The organism is Ectothiorhodospira shaposhnikovii (assembly GCF_047222355.1).
Classification (GTDB): Bacteria; Pseudomonadota; Gammaproteobacteria; order Ectothiorhodospirales; family Ectothiorhodospiraceae; genus Ectothiorhodospira.
On sequence record NZ_CP178333.1, the window covers coordinates 520,545 to 537,889 of the forward strand.

The 17,345-nt window shown below is 57.8% G+C and carries 17 protein-coding genes and 5 pseudogenes; 7 read left to right on the forward strand and 15 right to left on the reverse strand.

The window, feature by feature from the left end; genetic code table 11:
- Positions 1 to 204: 204 nt before the first annotated feature.
- Both ACLF6L_RS02235 and ACLF6L_RS02240 read right to left on the reverse strand, forming a co-directional pair.
- Positions 205 to 525, reverse strand: a complete 321-nt coding sequence (locus ACLF6L_RS02235) for a helix-turn-helix domain-containing protein (protein ID WP_238617253.1) — start codon at positions 523 to 525, stop codon at positions 205 to 207.
- A complete protein-coding gene (locus ACLF6L_RS02240; protein WP_238617254.1) occupies positions 515 to 796 on the reverse strand; it encodes a BrnT family toxin in 282 nt (93 codons plus the stop codon). Before ACLF6L_RS02240 ends, ACLF6L_RS02235 begins: the two co-directional genes overlap by 11 nt.
- Before the next feature lie 104 nt (positions 797 to 900).
- Here ACLF6L_RS02240 and ACLF6L_RS02245 point away from each other — a divergent pair, with 104 nt between their 5' ends.
- Positions 901 to 1,092 (forward strand): addiction module antidote protein, encoded by a 192-nt coding sequence (locus ACLF6L_RS02245; RefSeq protein WP_412852267.1) that lies wholly within the window; start codon positions 901 to 903, stop codon positions 1,090 to 1,092.
- On the opposite strand, the gene ACLF6L_RS02250 is transcribed toward ACLF6L_RS02245, so the two are convergent.
- From ACLF6L_RS02250 to ACLF6L_RS02295, 10 genes and pseudogenes are all read right to left on the reverse strand, one after another.
- Positions 1,079 to 2,188, reverse strand: coding sequence for an RNA-guided endonuclease InsQ/TnpB family protein (locus tag ACLF6L_RS02250; RefSeq protein ID WP_412852268.1), 1,110 nt, complete (start codon positions 2,186 to 2,188; stop codon positions 1,079 to 1,081). The two genes, ACLF6L_RS02245 and ACLF6L_RS02250, sit on opposite strands and share 14 nt — an antisense overlap.
- Positions 2,185 to 2,361, reverse strand: a pseudogene (locus ACLF6L_RS02255) (IS200/IS605 family transposase); the annotation flags it as partial. The gene ACLF6L_RS02250 and the pseudogene ACLF6L_RS02255, both read right to left, overlap by 4 nt.
- Before the next feature lie 237 nt (positions 2,362 to 2,598).
- Positions 2,599 to 3,573 (reverse strand): hypothetical protein, encoded by a 975-nt coding sequence (locus tag ACLF6L_RS02260; RefSeq protein WP_238617257.1) that lies wholly within the window; start codon positions 3,571 to 3,573, stop codon positions 2,599 to 2,601.
- Between the two features lie 28 nt (positions 3,574 to 3,601).
- Entirely contained in the window at positions 3,602 to 3,832 is a 231-nt protein-coding gene (locus ACLF6L_RS02265) for a hypothetical protein (protein ID WP_412852269.1), read from the reverse strand.
- Positions 3,833 to 4,187: 355 nt separating this feature from the next.
- Positions 4,188 to 5,159: an Rpn family recombination-promoting nuclease/putative transposase gene (locus ACLF6L_RS02270; RefSeq protein WP_412852270.1), complete on the reverse strand. Its 972-nt coding sequence runs from the start codon at positions 5,157 to 5,159 to the stop codon at positions 4,188 to 4,190.
- Between the two features lie 28 nt (positions 5,160 to 5,187).
- On the reverse strand, positions 5,188 to 6,306 hold the full coding sequence (locus ACLF6L_RS02275; RefSeq protein WP_412852271.1) for a transposase: 1,119 nt from the start codon (positions 6,304 to 6,306) through the stop codon (positions 5,188 to 5,190).
- 61 nt (positions 6,307 to 6,367) lie between these two features.
- Positions 6,368 to 6,556, reverse strand: a pseudogene (locus ACLF6L_RS02280) (transposase); the annotation flags it as partial.
- Positions 6,557 to 6,668: 112 nt separating this feature from the next.
- Positions 6,669 to 6,860: pseudogene (locus tag ACLF6L_RS02285) on the reverse strand (transposase); the annotation flags it as partial.
- 279 nt (positions 6,861 to 7,139) lie between these two features.
- Positions 7,140 to 7,247: pseudogene (locus ACLF6L_RS02290) on the reverse strand (Type I secretion system protein TolC); the annotation flags it as partial.
- 185 nt (positions 7,248 to 7,432) lie between these two features.
- Positions 7,433 to 8,242, reverse strand: coding sequence for a transposase (locus ACLF6L_RS02295; RefSeq protein ID WP_412852272.1), 810 nt, complete (start codon positions 8,240 to 8,242; stop codon positions 7,433 to 7,435).
- Between the two features lie 198 nt (positions 8,243 to 8,440).
- Between ACLF6L_RS02295 and ACLF6L_RS02300 the strand changes: the two are divergent.
- The 3 genes and pseudogenes from ACLF6L_RS02300 (at position 8,441) to ACLF6L_RS02310 (ending at position 10,266) form a co-directional block, all read left to right on the forward strand.
- Positions 8,441 to 9,193, forward strand: a pseudogene (locus ACLF6L_RS02300) (IS5 family transposase).
- A gap of 25 nt (positions 9,194 to 9,218) precedes the next feature.
- Complete coding sequence (locus tag ACLF6L_RS02305; protein WP_412852273.1) at positions 9,219 to 9,698, forward strand: tetratricopeptide repeat protein; 480 nt, start codon at positions 9,219 to 9,221, stop codon at positions 9,696 to 9,698.
- Positions 9,699 to 9,798: 100 nt separating this feature from the next.
- Complete coding sequence (locus ACLF6L_RS02310; protein WP_412852274.1) at positions 9,799 to 10,266, forward strand: DUF4124 domain-containing protein; 468 nt, start codon at positions 9,799 to 9,801, stop codon at positions 10,264 to 10,266.
- A 3-nt stretch (positions 10,267 to 10,269) separates the two neighbouring features.
- Here ACLF6L_RS02310 and ACLF6L_RS02315 read toward each other — a convergent pair whose 3' ends face one another.
- Complete coding sequence (locus ACLF6L_RS02315) at positions 10,270 to 10,653, reverse strand: type IV pilin protein (protein WP_412852275.1); 384 nt, start codon at positions 10,651 to 10,653, stop codon at positions 10,270 to 10,272.
- A gap of 356 nt (positions 10,654 to 11,009) precedes the next feature.
- Here ACLF6L_RS02315 and pilV point away from each other — a divergent pair, with 356 nt between their 5' ends.
- From pilV to ACLF6L_RS02330, 3 genes are all read left to right on the forward strand, one after another.
- Positions 11,010 to 11,453, forward strand: coding sequence for a type IV pilus modification protein PilV (gene pilV, locus ACLF6L_RS02320; protein WP_412852276.1), 444 nt, complete (start codon positions 11,010 to 11,012; stop codon positions 11,451 to 11,453).
- 11 nt (positions 11,454 to 11,464) lie between these two features.
- Positions 11,465 to 12,034, forward strand: a complete 570-nt coding sequence (locus ACLF6L_RS02325) for a PilW family protein (protein ID WP_412852277.1) — start codon at positions 11,465 to 11,467, stop codon at positions 12,032 to 12,034.
- A 122-nt stretch (positions 12,035 to 12,156) separates the two neighbouring features.
- Positions 12,157 to 13,383 (forward strand): pilus assembly PilX N-terminal domain-containing protein, encoded by a 1,227-nt coding sequence (locus ACLF6L_RS02330; protein WP_412852278.1) that lies wholly within the window; start codon positions 12,157 to 12,159, stop codon positions 13,381 to 13,383.
- A gap of 127 nt (positions 13,384 to 13,510) precedes the next feature.
- Here ACLF6L_RS02330 and ACLF6L_RS02335 read toward each other — a convergent pair whose 3' ends face one another.
- Together ACLF6L_RS02335 and ACLF6L_RS02340 are read right to left on the reverse strand one after the other, a co-directional pair.
- Positions 13,511 to 13,858 carry a PilY2 family type 4a fimbrial biogenesis protein gene (locus tag ACLF6L_RS02335; protein ID WP_238617264.1) on the reverse strand — a complete coding sequence of 116 codons (348 nt, stop codon included), beginning with the start codon at positions 13,856 to 13,858 and terminating at the stop codon, positions 13,511 to 13,513.
- 5 nt (positions 13,859 to 13,863) lie between these two features.
- Positions 13,864 to 17,328, reverse strand: a complete 3,465-nt coding sequence (locus ACLF6L_RS02340) for a pilus assembly protein (protein ID WP_412852279.1) — start codon at positions 17,326 to 17,328, stop codon at positions 13,864 to 13,866.
- Positions 17,329 to 17,345: the final 17 nt, after the last annotated feature.

Sequence of the window (17,345 nt, forward strand, 5' to 3'; positions counted from 1 at the left end):
TCTGCGGCAGTGCTGTACGAGAGCAAAAGGCAGGTGTCCTTTCGCGATTGGTTTGAGAGCGTCACTCCCGCGAAAGCGGGAGTCCGGGGGATTCGGCAGTCTTTCCCTGGATTCCCGCCTGCGCGGGAATGACGGCGGGAGGGTACCTTCGTTGTGAAGCGCCGTGGGCAAAAAGTGGGTGTCTTTAAAGTCCTCGAACGGCAGTTAGTGTAGCGCAGCCAGCGCGGCTTCCGGGGCCTTGTCCAGCACCTTGAGCAGCGATCTGGCCGCGCCCGTGGGACACCGCTTGCCCTGCTCCCAGTTGCGGATGCTCTCCAGGGGGACATCAATCCGTCTGGAGAATTCGGCTTGGCTTAATCCCAGACGTTTGCGAACACGGCGCACGAAGCGGGCCGTATCCTGCATGCTTGCCTCCTCATCAGCCGCCGCTTGCCTGGCAATATCGGCCTCGGTCGTGGCGTCCACCCGCGCCGGGTCAATGCGCCCGGAAACCAGCGATTCCGGACTCGCGGGATCAATCGTCATTCTGACTGTTTTCATACTGCCTGACCTCACGTTGGTTGGCTTTGCGAGCTGAGATGATACGGATGGCGTTGTTTCTTGGCGTGTAGACCACCACGAATACCCGCTGTTCGATCTTGCCCATCAGTTGATAACGATCTTCGCCATAGCTATGGCGAAGATCTTCATGAATCACGCGGTCTGGGTCGAAGAAGGCTCTGGCGGCGTAGCCGAAGTCGAAGCCTCGCTCGGCAAAACATGCATCGCTCTTGGATTGATTCCATTCGAAATTCATGCGTCAAGTGTAGTTCAATGGCCTAGTCTCGGCAAACCAGGCAACGATATACTAGACCACGGTGCAAAATGGTGGGTGTCCTTTAAATTCGAGTGGGAGGCCACATGAGAGAAAAGATTTACGACTACGATCCGGCGGCAGCCCTTGAAAGTGAAGAGGCGATTGCCGTATTCCTTGCAGATGCGTTGGAAACAGGCGATGCCGCCTACATTGCGAAAGCCGTGGGCGTGGTAGCCCGCGCCAAAGGCATGACGGAACTTTCCCTTGACACCCTCCCCACGGCTAAAGCCGGGTGATTCCTCCTGCGAGACGCTTGTGCCCAAGCGCGAGAATGTTCCTTGCGGCATTGATGTCGCGGTCATGGCGCGTACCGCACGCCTGACAGGTCCATTCTCTGATTCCAAGTCCTGTCCTACCTTTCGGACTGCTGTTGCCGATATGACCACAGCACGAACAGGCTTGGGTGGTATACGCCTCGTCAATTTCCTCAAACCAAACTCCCCGCGCTATCGCCTTGTATTGGAGCTGGGTCTTGAGCATGCCCCAGCCGGCATCCAGCACGGACTTTGCCATGCGGGTTTTAGCCAGGCTGACACTGCTCACGTCACCGACGAAGATGGCACCATGCCGTTCCACCAGCATGGTGCTGAATTTATGGATGGCGTCCTTGCGCCGGTGTTTGATTTTTGCGTGGATGGCCTTGATCCGTTTTTTCTTTCCGGCCCGTTGTGCAATGCCCAGCTTTTCTTCCAAAGTTCGATAGGGCTGCGAGGCCGATAAACGCTCGCCATCCGAGCAGGTGGCCACGTCCTTGAGTCCAAGATCAATGCCTACCGCACTGGAACCTTCTGATTTTTCCTGAGCAGCAACCTCTACCTGCACATGAAAGTACCAACGGCCTCGGGCATCCTGGGAAAAACTCCCCGCACGGAATTTAAAGTTTTCAAGCTCGTAGCTGTCCCATACCCCAAAACTTTCCCCGGCAAAACGCACCTTGCCGCCTTCAAACCGCGCGGCGCGGGACTTGAACGGAATCCAGCCCAGACTGCGACGAGGGCCACCGGATACCCGCCAGCGCAGTTTGCTCTTGTTGAACTGTTTTCGAGACTTGCCATGGACCGCGATCACTTCCTGGATCGTGGCCGAACCAATCAGCCATCCACGAGCCTTGTTGATTCCGGCCAATGCTTTCTGGATGTCAAAGGGATGCAACCAGACCCCCTGAATCCAGCCCACCTCGGGCACGGGAACATGCCAAGCCTCATAGGCCATTTCATTGGCCAGATTCCAAACCTGATTGACCTCGAACCCCATGCGATCAAGCACCTTGGCGTGCCGGTCTTTCACCCGCACGCTCAGGGTCTTGATGATGGTTTTGGCGGCATCAGTCAACTCAAGGTCTCCAGATAGCGTGCCCACTTCTCGCGCTCTTTCGGGCGCTCGGATGTTTGCTGGCTTTCGATGTATTGCTTCACCACCGTCAGGGGCGCACCGCCCACCGTGGTCACAAAATAGCTATTGCTCCATAGCGTCGGCAACTTGCGCCGAAGATGCGGGAAGGCCTCAGGATAACACAAGCAATCACCGCCTTCGGCGAGCGCTATCCCTCCCCACGGCTAAAGCCGGGGGCTTCTCGCGCATCATGGTGAGCAAGGCAACCCAACACTCAAAACGTTGCTGACCGTAATGCGAGCGCTTGGTGTTGATCTGACGGCACGGCCTCATGGGACAACTACATAGCCGTGTATGTCTACAACACCGCCCGCCGGGCCGCGCCCATCCCGCGCAGGAATGACGCAGGATCAGTGTTTACCGAGTAAGGTGTCCAGGCTGTCGGCCGACAGAATCTGCAGGACCCACTCGTCCAGCTGGGTATCCGTGGCTGAGGCCAAGCGTTTATCAGCCCATGCGGGCAGATCGCCAAACTTCAGGGTAATCAACTTGCGTAAAGTGCCTTCGACTCCTTCGTGACGGCCCCGTTCCAGGCCCCGCTCAAGGCCCTGCTTGATTCCCTGCTCAATCGCCAAGCGCTCAATGGTGTTCACGTAAGGCATGTGTCTCTCCTCCTGAATGGCATGGACCGCCTGAACAAATTCGGGTTCCAGTTCTCTTGGCAGCTGGATCATCCAGTCGATGATGTGGAACAGCCGCATGATTTCCCGTCGGTGGTATCCTCGTTCATAGAGCAACCGGATCAAGGCCACCTTCGTGTCCTTGCGCGAGGCACCCTGCTTGAGTCGCTTGGCCTTGATCTGTGCCATCACCACCAGGGCAAAGACATTCTCGCTCGCCTCCAGCCCCGGCCATCGTTCCTCCCAGTCGATCAGCTTGGCGGTGGGGAAGGTGAAACTCAGCTCGCAACCCCAGCGGGCATACCGATAGCACATCGGCCGAAAGCTTGAGCGGGTATCCGCCAGCACCGCCAGGCTCACCACGTCGATGCCGTAGCGGTCCCGCAGACGATACTGATAAGTGTACATCCGCTCGGCAAAGGCGTCTTCCGGCTCACCCTGAACCTCAACATGGATCAGCACCCAGGTCTCCGCCCCGTCACGGGCCTGGACCTTGATCAACTTGTCCGCATGGCGCCGGCCACTCTCGGCATCCGCCGTGATCTGCTGCAGCTCCTTGTCCATGGGGGTATATCCCCGCGACCAGTCCACCTCATCGTGGATCGCCGGGAACAGCAACTGCGTGAATTCCTGGAAGTAGTATTCCAGAGCCTCCTTCCACGGGCTGTCATGATCCGTGGGCCGGGCGGTGTCTTGATCGGTCATGGCCCCACTCCTGTTGGAAGCGAATAGCCTACAACACCGCCCGCCGCTCAAACACCCGCCGGGCCGCGCCCATCCCGCGCAGGAATTTCGCCTGACGGCAGGCCGCATGTTCCACCAGCTTCGCCGGCTTGCCCACCGCGTGGCCGAATGCCTGCAACAGGCTCGTGCCGTGGGCAATGAAGGCCTCCGCGTCCATGCCCAGACGATCCAGCAACTTCGGTGTCTGCGCCGGCATGAATCCCCGCTTGGCGGGATGCACGCACCGAGCCAGCATCTCGGTGGAAAGTGGGTGTCCTTTAGATTCGTCGGGTCATGGGGTGAGGGTCTCAGGGTGGGTGGGGGAGTTCGGCGTAAAGTGGGTGTCCTTTGGATTTTGGATTTTTGGATTGTTCCAGTGTTGTTCTCACTTGGATTCTCGTGGCCGGGTTCTGCGGCAGTGCTTTACGAGAGCAAAAGGCAGGTGTCCTTTCGCGATTCGTTTGAGAGCGTCACTCCCGCGAAAGCGGGAGTCCGGGGGATTCGGCAGTCTTTCCCTGGATTCCCGCCTGCGCGGGAATGACGGCGGGAGGGTACCTTCGTTGTGAAGCGCCGTGGGAGCGGGCCGAGAACAGCCATCAATGAGACGGATCCGGATGCAGGGCCTTCACTTCGTCCAGGGGCAGGCCCGTGACCTGGGCGATCTGCTCATCAGGGAGCACGCCCAACTTGAGCAGATTGATGGCCGTGTCGCGGGCCGCTTCCTGTCGACCCTCTTGCCGTCCTTCCTGCCGTCCTTCCTGCCGCCCTTCCTGTCGACCTTCTTGCAGACCTTTCTGGAACCCTTCTTGCCGTCCCAGCCGTTCAGCCGTATTGATGTAAGGCATGTGATTTTCCTCCTCGATGGCGTAGACCGTCTCTAGAAACTCCCGTTCCAGTCCCTTGGGCAACTGGATCATCCAGTCGATGATGTGGAACAGCCTGAGAATCTGCTCGCGACCGTAGCCTCGCTGGTACAGTAGCCGGATCAAGGCCACCTTGGCATCCCTGCGGGTGCCACCCTGTCGCAACCGCTTGGCCCTGATCTGCGCCATCACCACCAGGGCAAAGACATTCGCGCTTGCCTCCAACTCCGCCCAGCGCTCCTCCCAGTCGATCAGCTTGGCGGTGGGGAAGGTGAAACTCAGCTCGCAACCCCAGCGGGCATACCGATAGCACATCGGCCGAAAGCTTGAGCGGGTATCCGCCAGCACCGCCAGGCTCACCACATCGATGCCGTAGCGGTCCCGCAGACGATACTGGTAAGTGTACATCCGCTCGGCAAAGGGGTCTTCCGGCTCACCCTGAACCTCAACATGGATCAGCACCCAGGTCTCCGCCCCGTCACGGGCCTGGACCTTGATCAACTTGTCCGCATGGCGCCGGCCACTCTCGGCATCCGCCGTGATCTGCTGCAGCTCCTTGTCCATGGGGGTATATCCCCGCGACCAGTCCACCTCATCGTGGATCGCCGGGAACAGCAACTGCGTGAATTCCTGGAAGTAGTATTCCAGAGCCTCCTTCCACGGGCTGTCATGATCCGTGGGCCGGGCGGTGTCTTGATCGGTCATGGTTCCACTCCTGTTGGAAGTGAATAGCCTACAACACCGCCCGTCGCTCAAACACCCGCCGGGCCGCGCCCATCCCGCGCAGGAATTTTGCCTGACGGCAGGCCGCATGTTCCACCAGCTTCGCCGGCTTGCCCACGGCGTGGCCGAATGCCTGCAACAGGCTCGTGCCGTGGGCAATGAAGGCCTTCGCGTCCATGCCCAGACGATCCAGCAACTTCGGTGTCTGCGCCGGCATGAATCCCCGCTTGGCGGGATGCACGCACCGACCCAGCACCTCCACCAGCGCCAGATAATCCGCCCAGGCAAACGGCACCGCCCAGGGCTCCCGGCCGGTGGCATCAAAGGGCATCAGCGGGGCGACGGCAAGGGGCGCCAACCTGTGCTCGCAACGCAGTGCATCACGCCAGTGCGGGATGTCGGTCCCGGTCTCCCCGGACACCCGTGCCTCGTCCCCCTGGACCGAGTGCTTGGCCAATGCCGCCCGCATCCGTGCCTCGGCCCTGTCCGGGCACAGGCGGGCCTCAAGACTGGTGTGCTCGCTGGTTTCCGGCGTGTCGGCGATCCCCGCCCGGATGGGGTTGAGATCCACATAAGCCATGGCACTGAGAATGGCCTGCTCATCCAGCAAGGCCTGGCTCTTGAAACGACCTTCCCAAAACCGCCCCCGAACCCCGTCCTCGGCATTGGCCTTGCGGGCGATGGTCTCGTTGAGCACCCGCATGAACCAGGACAGATCCACCAGACGGGAACGATAGATACCCGCCCACTCCCGAACCTGGGCCAGTTCGGCATCGTGGAGGGTGTCCCGGGCCTGTGGGTCCAGATACCGCTGCACCACCGGCGGCCCGGAGAACACGCTGGTCCAGCGGCGCAATACCGCCTCATCCGACCAACCCTGGGCGCGGCCCTGATCGATCCGCAGCACGATGTGATAGTGGTTGCTCATGACCGCATAGGCCGCCACGTCGATGGCGAAGACGGCGGCCAGTTGCCGAATTCTGGCCTCGATCCAGCCGCGCCGGTGTTCGAAGTTCTGGCCGGTGTGGTGGTCCTGCCCACAGAGGAAAGCGCGGCGGACACAGCGCGACACCACGTGATACCAGGGCGTGTCGGTGACGGATACCAGTTCTGAGCGGGGTCGGGTCATGGGGTGAGGGTCTCAGGGTGGGTGGGGGAGTTCGGCGAAAAGTGGGTGTCCTTTAGATTTTAGCCACATCGATAGCGAAGACGGCGGCCAGTTGCCGAATTCTGGCCTCAATCCAGCCGCGCCGGTGTTCGAAGTTCTGGCCGGTGTGGTGGTCCTGCCCACAGAGGAAAGCGCGGCGGACACAGCGCGACACCACGTGATACCAGGGCGTGTCGGTGATGGATACCAGTTCTGAGCGGGGTCGGGTCATGAGGTGAGGGTCTCAGGGAGGGTGGGGGAGGTCGGCGAAAAGTGGGTGTCCTTAAGATAGCGACAGCCTGAACAGCTACGGCGAAAAGTGGGTGTCCTTTAGATTGCTTTTAGTGGTTGCTCATGACCGCATAGGCCGCCACGTCGATGGCGAAGACGGCGGCCAGTTGCCGAATTCTGGCCTCGATCCAGCCGCGCCGGTGTTCGAAGTTCTGGCCGGTGTGGTGGTCCTGCCCACAGAGGAAAGCGCGGCGGACACAGCGCGACACCACGTGATACCAGGGCGTGTCGGTGACGGATACCAGTTCGGCGAAAAGTGGGTGTCCTTTAGATTGTGGATACCAGTTCTGAGCGGGGTCGGGTCATGGGGTGAGGGTCTCAGGGTGGGTGGGGGAGGTCGGCGAAAAGTGGGTGTCCTTTAGATTTTTTGGGGAGGTTGGCGAAAAGTGGGTGTCCTCTAGATTTGCGAAAAGTGGGTGTCCTTTAGATTTGGGGTGAGGATCTCAGAGAGGGTGGGGAGGTTGGCGAAAAGTGGGTGTCCTTTAGATCTTTTAGGGAGGGTGGGGGAGGTCGGCGGAAAGTGGGTGTCCTTTAGATCTCTTGCAGAGGAAAGCGCGGCGGACACAGCGCGACACCACGTGATACCAGGGCGTGTCGGTGACGGATACCAGTTCTGAGCGGGGTCGGGTCATGGGGTGAGGGTCTCAGGGTGGGTGGGGGAGTTCGGCGAAAAGTGGGTGTCCTTTAAATTTATAGGTGGGGGAGTTCGGCGAAAAGTGGGTGTCCTTTAAATTTATACCAGGGCGTGTCGGTGACGGACACCAGTTCTGAGCGGGGTCGGGTCATGGGGTGAGGATCTCAGAGAGGGCGGGGGAGGTCAACGATAAGTGGGTGTCCTTTGGTTTAGGATCTCGATGTGTCCCTTGCCCAGGTCGATGCGGATCAGGCGCAGCGTCAGGGGTTGGTCACAGACCTCCAGGGCGGCGCAGTCACTGCGCATCGCGGCGCTGGGTGTCCACTGAATCACGGTCTCGGTGTCGCCGGAGGCAACGAATTGCGTGACCTGGGTAGTGAAATTCAGGGTCAGTCGGGCACAAAAAGCCACTTGGGCATGGCGATGGGCAGCGAACAGGGCAAATGAGGGGAAACCACGGTCATAGATGGCCAGATCGTCAGTTCGCAAACCACTGAGCAGGCGTTCGGCCAGGAAACGTTCTCCCATGTACACCGGTGAAAGCTCACAACTCAGCGGCACGCGGGTCAGGACATCCTGGTGGCTGACCAACAGGGCCATCGGTCGCCGGGTTTTGGTCTGGTTGCCCTGGGTGCCAAACTCATCGGCCAGGTCGTCGTTGAGTGGCAGTCGTATCTTGGTGCCATCCACGGCGACGAGCCGGTAGCCCATCCAGCGGCGGGGTGCCTGCACTGCATGGAAGGTGTTCACGGCCTGCTGCTGCAGGCTGACCAGGGCTTCATAGGGAAACTTTTGGCAGGCTTTGGACACCGCTTGCTTGGTGACACGGGTCTCCTCTCCCAAGCCGCGAAACAGCTTGTCAATGCCGAACTGGAGAGAAGGGACCGCGCCGGAGAGGAAGAACAGCGCCATGCGCTTGAAGGTCAGCGAGCGTTGCCGGGAGAAATCCCGGGGGTGGTAGCAGTGCTCCCGGATGAACGTGGGATCACTCACCGATGAGTCGATACGGTTAAGAATTATTCTCATAAAGGCAAGCGGGTTTCTGAAGTGCCGTCAACAAGTTTTTCATGATTTGAATGTCTCAAGCTTTGCCGTGAATTGCTTTTATTTTAACAAAATCATACGGTTATTGTTGTTGGTTAAGTTGACGGTATTGGGCCCATGGGGCGTCCGCGGCGTGATGATCGTCAGATGCTCAATGGAATCCTCTGGATTCTGTGCACTGGCGCGAAGTGGCGTGATCTGCCGGAACGGTTTGGTCCCTGGAAGACTGTGTACGACCGTTTTCGGAACTGGCGAGATGACGGCACTTTCAACAGGGTGCTGGAACGGTTGCATTTACGCCTTCGCCAGGATGGCCTGATGGACTTGGAGACCTGGATGGTCGATTCGACATCAATCCGCGCGACTCGAGCCGCTTCCGGAGGCGGTAAAAAAGGGGGCCTGAAGAACCCGTAAACCATGCTTTGGGGCGTAGTCGGGGTGGCTTGACCACGAAGATTCCACCTGGTGTGCGACCGTCATGGCCATCCGCTAGCATTCGAGTTGTCGCCGGGTCAGGATGCGGATTCGCGATGGTTTACGGCTGTGCTGGAACGTGTTCATTTGCCTGGCGCTTTTGGTCGCCCTGTCAAACGCTGTGACGACATCGTGGCCGACAAAGGCTATGACAGTGACGCTCTTCGGAAATACTGTGATCGCTATGGCATGAGGCCTGTGATCGCCAGCCGAAAGATGCACAGAAAACCACGTCCAGGTCGGAGTCGGGGGTTTGACAAGGCGCGCTATCGACAAAGGAATATTGTGGAGCGCCTTTTTGGCTGGTTGAAGGAGATGCGACGTGTGGGTACCCGATACGACAAGCTCGCCAGGAGTTTCCGTGCCATGGTCTGTCTCGCCTGCATTGTCCGATGCTTTCGATCTTACTTTTCAGACAGAACCTAAACTCCATCCAATGGAGGACCCGCGCATGCCATCAATCACCCTGGAATCGGCCATCCAGCTGACCGGTCTAAGCAGAAGGACCCTCTGGCGGCGCATCGCCACCGGCACGGTAAGGCGCCTGGGCAGGACAGGAGGGCGAGGGCCGGGACATGCCAGGATCGAGCTGGAACTGATCCGCGGGGATATCCCCCTGCCGGATCTGGAAGACGAGGATCTTCAGGTCATCCAACAGGCGGACGCCGGTGACCCCGCTGCCCGCCACGACGTGGCCCTGATGTTGATGGAGGCCGGCTGCCAAGAGCTGGCCATCCATTGGCTGACAGCCGCCGCGAACCAGCAATACCCGGACGCCATGCACTGGCTGGGCCGCTGTCACATCACGGGAGAGGGGGTGCCCAGGGATGAGGCCCTGGGACTCTCCTGGATCCGACGCGCCGCCGAGCGTGGCCACTTCATCAGCCGGTATCAAATTGAAGCCTTGGTGGGTTCGGGAACGGCGCGCTGACGTCTTCCGTCCACTTTGAATGGCCTTTCGTCGCCTGAAATCCCACTAACAGCCTGATTTGCTGTCAAATTAGCTACCAGTTCCTGCTGGAGGTAGCGAAATGAAATCAGTGGCTTCGGTAATGACGATCCTTCTCGTCGCCGTGATCAGCCCGGTTCAAGGGCAGGTGTATCGCTGCACAGGGCCTGATGGTCAGGCAATCTTTTCCCAGGCTCCCTGTGCCCCCGATGCCGAAATCATTGATATCCGCGCGGCTAAATCAGACCCCACGAGTGCTGCGCGCATGCGGGAGATGGCCAGAGCCAATGCCTCGGAAACGGAGCATCGGCAGCGTCTTGCTCAAGCCGAACGTGAACTACGAAGGCTTGAACATGAGCGGCGCGTCAAGCTGGCAGAGGTCGATGAGCGCCATCGTCTCATGCTGATGGAGCAGAGCCGGCAAAACGACACCGGCTGGCTGCGTTCCCTGTCGAAACAATTACGAGAAGTCGAGTCTCTTTATGATCCACAGATCAAGGCTCAGCACGAAGAAATTGCCCGACTGAGAAGTCAAGGGCCTGATTTGTAAATGTTACCAGCACTCATCCGGTGTTCTCACGCCTGCTTGGTTGATGGTCATTTCGTTGCAGTAAGAGAGCACACGCCCCGTTATGCCGGTTGCCGTCACTGTGAAAGTTCCGGCGGACTCGCTTTCTGAAGCAACTGAATAGAATCCCTCGGGGGATGAATTGGGAATATCGCAATTTTCATATGAGAGCTGTGTTGTATAACAGCGCTCAAGCCTTTGCGCCGCATCCAGGAGTGCAACTTTTCCGTCAGTGGCCTGGGTCCTTTCCACATATCTTACATAGGAAGGATAGGAGATCGAGGCAAGGATGCCGATGATGACTACGACAATCATGACTTCAATCAGTGTAAACCCTGCGATGGCTTTTGCGGTGGATTTCAGTTTCATTGGTTGTTGTCTCTGTTGTGATGGTGTTCCCGTGGGTTTGCCGTTGATTATGTATTGATGGCGCTGGTTGTCAAGTCGTTAACTATCCTGCTTGGCCGGTCATTCCCTTTAATCCCCCGTTTGTCGAGTTCGTCAATGAGGTGAGGTTGGTCCTGCTATACTGATCCAAGGTCATTTAAGCCTTGGCTGGTCTTTGTGGTTTTAAATATTGATTCTGGTCTTTTGTAATTTATTTTTTGATTTGGATGTGCTGGTATTCAATGGTTTGTTGGATTCAGGGTCTTTGTTGTTGGGGTATATCACTGATTCATCTGTGGTCAGGACAACCAGCGAAGTATGTAACCGAGCAAAACATTATGGCAAGAGTAATGATTTTTCCCTATCCACGCATGTGTTGCCAGAGAGGTCTTTCTCTCGTTGAAGTCATGGTTGCAGTTGTTGTTCTTTCCATGGGGTTGCTTGGTTTGGCCGCGCTTCAAATCAAAGCGCTTCAATCCGGGCAGTCTGCTTATATGAGGACGGTGGCCAGTGTGATGGCTATTGATGCAGGTGAAAGGCTCTGGGCCTTAAGTGCATACAAGGCGCCTGATGCCGCGGATATCACTGCCTTGGAAACGGCATGGCTCAGTGATTGGCAAGGTCAGGATGCGGGTATTTTTCGTTTGCCAGGAGGGATGGGCTCAAGCATTGCGCTGGATGACGGCACTTACTTGGTTACCGTGGAATGGGATGAGGGGCGCTTTGCCGGTGATGGAGAGCAACAATCTTCTTTTTCTTATCGAGTTAACTTGCTCAGGTGATTCCTGATTAAATGATGGCTGGTCTGGCGCTCATGAAGAAAAAATATTATTCCCGCAGGTTTTCATCCGGCTTCAGCCTTGTTGAATTGATGATTGCAATGGTGCTCGGGCTGATCGTGCTGGCCGGAGTCGGGCATGTATTTTTAAGTGCCCGCATGTCCTATACTGACCTTCAGCGAATATCTGCAATGCAGGATAATGTGGGGTTTCTTTCCGATTATCTGGTAGTCAGTCTGAGGGGTGCCGAAAATGTTGTTTGGGATTCTTCCGACAACAGGCTTGGTTTTCAGAATGGCGATGAAAGCTATGAGTGTTTTTTAGTGCAGGGTCAATTTAGATGTGAAGATGACGATGGTGTTGTGGTGGAGTTGGGAGGGGGCGACGATTTTCTGTTTCAAAGCATGGACGTTGGCTGCATGACATATGATGTCGGCGCGGCAAGTTTTGCTTCTGCCGCTTCATGTGATGTCTCGGATAATGCGGTTTTGGTTCGTTTTGAGTTTTTGGTGGTGTCGGGCGCGGTGGAAAGTGAGCTTGTTTTTAATGTGGCTTTGCGTAATAGAGTGATCAATATGATTTAGATTGCTCTGTGGTTTTCTGTTTTATGTTTTTTGATGCTCAACTGAGGCTTGTTCGAGTCTGATTGTTGCTGGTTTTTTGAGTGTGCTCAATCAGAATTTTCATTTTGTTCTGGAGTTCCGTTATGTACGCACAACAACGAGGTGTGGCGCTGGTTGTAAGTCTCGTCATGTTGCTGCTGTTGACCATTGTTAGTATTGCCAGCATGAATAGTTCTCAAATGAATGAGCGCATGGCTGGTAATCAGCGGCAGATGGCCGAGGCTTTTTTTGCTGCCGAGACAGGCTTGGTTGCAGCGAAGCTGGAGTGTGACGCGGGGAATTGCCCAACCACTGTTACCGATGATTTTAAGCGCAATAATGTAGATATTGAGTGGGTTGCCAATATTATTCCCGCCGGTGATGGTGATCATTGTGAACCGCCGGCGCAGTTTCAAATTGAAAGCACGGGGCGTGTTGTCGCAACAAATGTAGAGAGGGTCTTGTTGATTTGTTATTCCCCCGCCGATCCGGTCCTGAGCAGGACCGCGGCGATCAACATCATAGGCACCATCGGTTCATTCGATACCGCGAATTCCAATGCCCTTAAAGTATATGGCAGAGGGGATGGTGAGGGTGGTTATATTGGTCCGGCCATAGCAACAACGCGGATGGATGCTCAGCGCCAGACAGTGTCCGATGGGGCCGGTGGATGCAAGGAAGTGGTTCCCGAGAAATCAAACTATGACATTATTGTTGAGGATATCGAAGCCAAGGGTCGAATGGATAACTATCATGGAGGGATAGCCGAGGTCGATTTTGATACGCCTTTTGGTAATCCAGAAGCTTTGATGGAGTTTATTTCTCAGATCAAGCAGACAGTGATTGATAATCCTGCCGTCGCGGGTAGCGCTCCCAATAATATGGGGTCTGCCGGATCTTTGAAAATTACCGTGGTCCAAGGTAACTTGGAGCTGAAGGGTAATAATTCCGGTGCGGGTATTCTCCTTGTCGAGGGGAATCTTAGCTTCAGTGGTACGCCTAATTTTGATGGTCTGATTATTGTGACCGGTCAAAGCTTCAATGTATCCGGTGGTGGGAAAGGCGGTAATCTTGGTGGTTCGGTTGTTTTTGCAAATCCGGTGATAGGCTGTGATGGTCAATGGCAGTTTGGTAATGCAGAGGCAAATTTTGAGTTTGATGTTGACGGTGGTGGTACTTCTACTTATCGCTATGACGAAGGTGCACTTGTTGCGGCTCGCGAGTTGTTGAATGAGCAGGCCAAGGCAATGTGGAATCCCGTGGAGTCAGTGGATAACGATGTTGTGGAAAGGCAGGGACGGTCTTCTCTGAGTAGCTGGTCGTATCATTAAACCGTTTTGATTGAATGCTTTTCCTGCTTCTGGAGGAGCTTGGTCGAGAATCCTTTTCCATGTCCGCGATGATGACAATGGTTCGGGATAAGACCAAGCCCCTCCACGGTTGATATTTACAACTTCCTTATTCAGGCAAATAATCCAATATCTGAATATGGGTGACACTGACGGCGTCACCCGACCCCGTGGTGAGATAGCTGATGTACGTCCCCGGCCGGAGCTGCTCAAAGTGCGATCGACCGTCATCCAGGGCGGTGATCTTCAGATTGCTGCTCAGCCTGTAGACGGTTTCATCGATGATGATGCTGCCTCGGGCGATATCCACGGCGTTTATGTTCCCCACGATGCTGACCGGGTCTGCCAGGGTGGTGACCGGCAAGGCACCAAGCGCCGCGAGCAGCATGACCCGCAGGCCCTTGCCGATCCATGGCCCGCCGACGAGGCGGGCGTTGGTGGTGTTGTGCCAATCCATATCCGTTACCTCAGTTGTTGCCAGGACTGACGTCCGTGCATCCGGGGGTCTTCGACCGTGATCCGTCTACCCTGACCGTCAAAGACATAGCCGGACACACTGATGGGGCGCTCTCCCGTGCCGAATTCAAGGCCGGTGGGGGGCGCGTTATTCCAGTGGTCGTCCGCGTCAAACTCGCCGTCTTCGTTCAAGTCAAAGATCACACGGTCCGGCCGTGATCCCGAAAACAGGTTCAGTTCCATCAGGAACCCCCTGCGGCCGGTGCCGCAGGGGTCTTCATCCGGGATCATGGTGGTGAAGCGCACCCGTTGCTCGTTGAAGCCGCGCGGCAGCGTCGGACCACTGATCACCCGTTCCCCCGTGATCCAACTCAGGTCGATGTACCAGCCCCGGTGGTTGGATTGGAGATCGTAGTCGGAGATCCGGCGAAGTGTGTAGCTCCTGCCCCCCGTGGTGTGGGAGCCTTGCGCGACGATTTCCTGCTTGAGGAGCTGGTTACGGCCGCTGATCAGGCTGTTGGTATCCACCAGGCCGTAGATCGTTTGTACCTGATTGCCGGGGCTGCCGCCGTCTTCCACCCGGAAATAGCTGCCGGTGCCGAAGGCCACCATGATGTTGTCGCCGTCTTCGTCAAGGGCCAGCACGGGGGCCGAGGTGATGGGCTGAGGATTGCCGCCAGGGTCCTGGGCCGTAAACAGCTTGGTGGCGGACCACTGACCGGCGTTGTTGTGGCTGAGGTTGAATCGCCACAGGTTACCCTGCAAATCACCGGCATAGGCTCTGGTAGCCTTCAGGCTGCGGTCCGGCCAGTCGGTCCAGCGTGGCGCCCCCAGCCCGTTGGGCGAGCCGCCGCTACCCGTGCCGGTGCTGATCTTGCGGATCAGCTGGCCGTCGCTGAGGCGAACGACAAAAAGCATCGCCTGGTGACTGTTGCTGTTGTAGCCGTTGCCGAAGATGGCGGCCCATTCACCGTTGCTACCGACGCGGGCGATGGTGGGCTGCCCCACGTTGTAACCCAGGTCATTGTCGGTGAATTCCCATAGCACCTTGGTGGGGCCGAAGCTTGACGGGTCGGTGACATCAAGCGCGAAGATGCTGCGCCCGCCAGCCCCCATGGTGCCCAGTAATATGGTCTTCCATTGGCCACCGATCTGGGCCTCGTCGACATAGGCGGTTCCATCCACGTAGAAGCGGTGACTGTATTCCGGGTCCATGAGGCGGGCCAGGGGTGAAAACGAGGTGTTCGGTTCGGGTTTCAGCAACTCGCCGGGGATAAAGGCAAACAACTCCTCTCCGGTATCGGCATCGAAGGCATGCAACATGCCGTCGTTGGCACCGGCATAGATCACCCGCGCCCGTTGTCTGAATGCGGGCGCTCCCAGCAGACGGCTGAAGCCATTGTAGTGTTGTCCGATGAACTGGGGATCCGAGTTGATGATGTCTCCCAGCAATCGGGCCGGTCCGGACTCGGAGCGGCTACGGAAGCTCTGGTGGGCCGCTTCATCGCCGCGCAGCCAGGCTATCCGTTCGGCGGCAAGGTTGTCCTGAGTGCCGTTAGGGGTGTGGTTGAGGGCATTGATCTGGGCGGATGTCAGGGCGCCGGGCTGGAAAGAGATGCCCTGTCCGGTGCCATTGGTGGTGACGATGTTTCGAGCCGCATGCCCTTTGGCACGCAGCTTCTGTTCGGCGTCCCAGCAGGCCGGGCAGTTGCCGTCCAGGTTGCCGCCTTCGCCGATCTGTTTGGATGTCAGGCTGCCGGACCAGTCACCGGACCGAAAGCCGGTGGTGTAGAGCAGGGTATCTTCCTGCAGGACTGCCGAGCTGGCCGCGGCGGAGGTGGCGGAACTTTCCACCCGTCCGATAAATTCCTCCAGCACCGCGGCCAGTTCGTCCGCAAAGGTTTTGGGGTCCGAGGCACTGAAAAAACCGCCTCGGCCATTGATGGCCGCGTGGAGCATGTCATCGATCTTGGCGGAGTCGGCGTCACTGGGGTGGGGGTTGGGCCAGGGCGTGGACAGGGCCGAGTAGGGCGGCGTGGCCGCCTGGAAGGCTTGGTCCTTGTCGATGCTGCCTGATACCCCCAGTCCCACGGTATAGGTGACCATGTGTTGCCAGAAGGCCGGGTTGCGTTCACTGACGGGGACCCGATTGGGAAGGTCGGGGCGAAGGTCGTTTTTCCAGAACTTCATGGCCACATCGGCCAGGGTGTTGCTGTGGCTGTCGGAAAAGGGCGCCGAGACGGTATAGCCGCCGGTGACACCGCCGGGGCCGGTCAGAGTGGTATTGCCGCTGCCATCCTGATTGCCCACGCCCGGGTCGGGGCCGTTCCAGTAACCGTCGGACATGAGAAAGGCGGAGCTATGGCGGCAGCTCAAGTCCTGGCCGCCGCTCTGGCCCGGGGTACTGCTCCAGGGGCCGCGATCATCGGTGCGCTCATAGTATTCGCCCACGCCTCTGAGGGCCATGCGCAGGGGGGTGCCGGCCGCGGGGACCGGCCGGGTGTAGAGCTCATTGAAAAAGGCTTCCCGGTTGCTGCCGGAAAAGGGGCGTACGCCGCTCACCACGGTGCGTGTGCTGATCCCATCGATGTTGCTGTAGCCCTTGTTGATCGCCCCGTAGCCTACCCGCAAGTTTTCCGGTTGGATGGCAAAGGCGGCGCCGATGCCTCCGCGGGCGGCGAAGATGCGGCTTCGATGGTAACTGTACCAGTTGGCAAAGTTCTGGATTTCTTCGGCATACGTGCAGGTGGCGCCGGCGGCATTGGCGCAGTCGGTGCGGTGCTGCCGCCCATGACCGGTGTAACTTTCCGTGGTGGAACGGATTTCCACCCGGGTGTAGCTATCGGCGCTCATCACCGGGCCGCTGTTGTAGTGGTAGTAGAGTGCCGGGTAAAAGGTCTGGCTCGTATTCGTGTGACCACCGCTGCTGTTGAGCCAGTTGGTGGTCTGGGTATTGTCCACCGTCAGGTTGCGCGTCCCGAATTCCGGAAACAGGGGGCGGTTAGGGGCTGCCTTCGGATCGGCGTTGGGCATGGTGGTGCCATTTGCGTTGAACCAGGGCTTATAGGTGATGGCCGGGTTGTAGTAGACGGTGTTGTTGTGGGATGAGCGGAAATAGGCGGTGTTGTTGCTGTGACTGAAACGGACCGTCCTTTGGTTGCTGTACTGCGAACTGCCACCGTGCAGGTTCTGCACCCGGGGGAAGGTCCACATGACGTATTGGCTGTTCAGATCGTTACCAAATGTCTTGGTCAGTTCATCCGGCATGGTTTCCCATTGCATCGATCCCGAGTCGTCGATGATGAAGACCACGTTGGGGTCGACGCTGGCGGTCAGAAACAGGGGAGCGTTGGCGATGTTGACCTGGGCGGCGGCTGGGAGCGCCGTGAACAGTGCCATGCCAAATCCCAGGAGTCCGGCGGACAGTGGGCGGGCCTGGGGCCGCCGTTGGAGGGGACTGGATGTCATCATTGGCAACTCCTGATTAC